The sequence below is a fragment of the Mesorhizobium sp. M5C.F.Ca.IN.020.32.2.1 genome (assembly GCF_004023105.1).
GTDB classification, from domain to species: Bacteria; Pseudomonadota; Alphaproteobacteria; order Rhizobiales; family Rhizobiaceae; genus Mesorhizobium; species Mesorhizobium wenxiniae.
Map to the genome: position 1 here is coordinate 1 of NZ_RZSX01001158.1, position 1,590 is coordinate 1,590.

Genomic DNA, 1,590 nt, shown 5'->3' on the forward strand with positions numbered 1-1,590 from the left:
CATCGTGCTCGCCCGTACCACCTGGCCGTCGTCAAGCCTGACGTGATAGACGGTCATGTCGCCGAGGTAGGCGATATCGTAAACCTCGCCCTCGATGGCGTTAACGGCACCGGCCGGTCTCGTCGACGATATCTTGATCTTCTCCGGCCTGATCGCGAAGGCGACGGCCGCGCCGGTGGGGGGCGCATCACCGGCATTCTCCGTCCGAATCGTGATGCCGTTGCCCGCATCGATGCTTGCGCTGCCTGCCTCGCCATGCGCAATCTTGCCTTCGAACATGTTGACGTTGCCAACAAAGCCGGCGACGAAGCGGGAACCCGGCGCCTCGTAGACTTCGGCCGGCGTCGCCACCTGCATCACCTCGCCCTTGTCGATGATGGCGATACGGTCGGCCATGGTCATCGCCTCTTCCTGGTCATGGGTGACGACGACGAAGGTGAGGCCGAGTGACTGCTGCAGATCCATCAGCTCGAATTGCGTTTCCTCGCGCAGCTTCTTGTCCAGCGCGCCCAACGGCTCGTCGAGCAGCAGGACCTTCGGCCGCTTGGCGACCGAGCGGGCAAGCGCCACGCGCTGGCGCTGGCCGCCGGACAGTTGGTGCGGCTTGCGCTTGGCGAACTGCTCGAGCTTGACCAGCTTCAGCATCTCTCCAACGCGCGCCGCGATCTCGGGCTTCGGCATGCCGTCCTGCTTAAGGCCGAAAGCGATGTTGTTCTCGACCGTCATGTGCGGGAACAGCGCATACGACTGGAACATCATGTTGACCGGCCGCCGGTATGGCGGGATGCCGCGCAAATCCTGGCCATCGAGCAGGATGCGGCCGGCGGTCGGCTCCTCGAAGCCGGCGAGCATCCGCAAAAGCGTCGATTTTCCACATCCCGACGCCCCGAGCAGGGCAAAAAACTCGCGCTCGAATATGGTCAGCGACAGATTGTTGACGGCGGTGAAGTCACCGAACTTCTTGGTAACCTTGTCGAACTGGATGTATGGCTTGGCGTTCGGATCGTTCCACGGCGCGAAATCCCTGCGGATGCTGCCAAGCGATTTCATATCCCACTCCGTCCTGCGTTCTGTCTCCAGAAGACTTGACCCCGGCAGCACCTGCCGGGGTCGTTGATTGTCGCCTACTGCCCGGTGACGATCTTGGTCCAGGTGCGGGTGACGACGCGCTGGGTCTTGGAATCGTAGGGGGCGATGGTGAACAGCTTCGCCAGCGTCGCCTCGTCCGGATAGATCGCCGGATCCTCGAGTATCTCCTTATCGATGAACTGCTGCGATGCCTTGTTGCCGTTGGCGTAGAAGACGTAGTTGCTCGACTTGGCGATCACTTCCGGCTTCATCATGTAATTCAGGAATTCATGCGCCTCGGCGACATGCGGCGCGTCGGCCGGGATCGCCATCTGGTCGAACCACATTTCGGCACCTTCCTTCGGCACGGAATAGCTGATCTCGACGCCACGGTTAGCCTCCGTCGCACGGTCGCGCGCCTGGAACACGTCGCCCGACCAGCCGACGGCCAGGCAGATGTCGCCATTGGCCAGTGCGTTGATATATTCCGACGAGTGGAACTTGCGGATGTAAGGCCTGATC

2 protein-coding genes are annotated in these 1,590 nt (G+C 61.8%); both read right to left on the bottom strand.

All coding sequences use genetic code 11. The annotated features are described in order from the left end of the window. The coding region (locus EOA86_RS33885) for an ABC transporter ATP-binding protein (RefSeq protein WP_164892294.1) at positions 1 to 1,050 on the bottom strand (1,050 nt) is incomplete at its 3' end. A gap of 74 nt (positions 1,051 to 1,124) precedes the next feature. Next, on the bottom strand, positions 1,125 to 1,590 hold a 466-nt coding region (locus EOA86_RS33890; RefSeq protein ID WP_128345521.1), incomplete at its 5' end, for an extracellular solute-binding protein.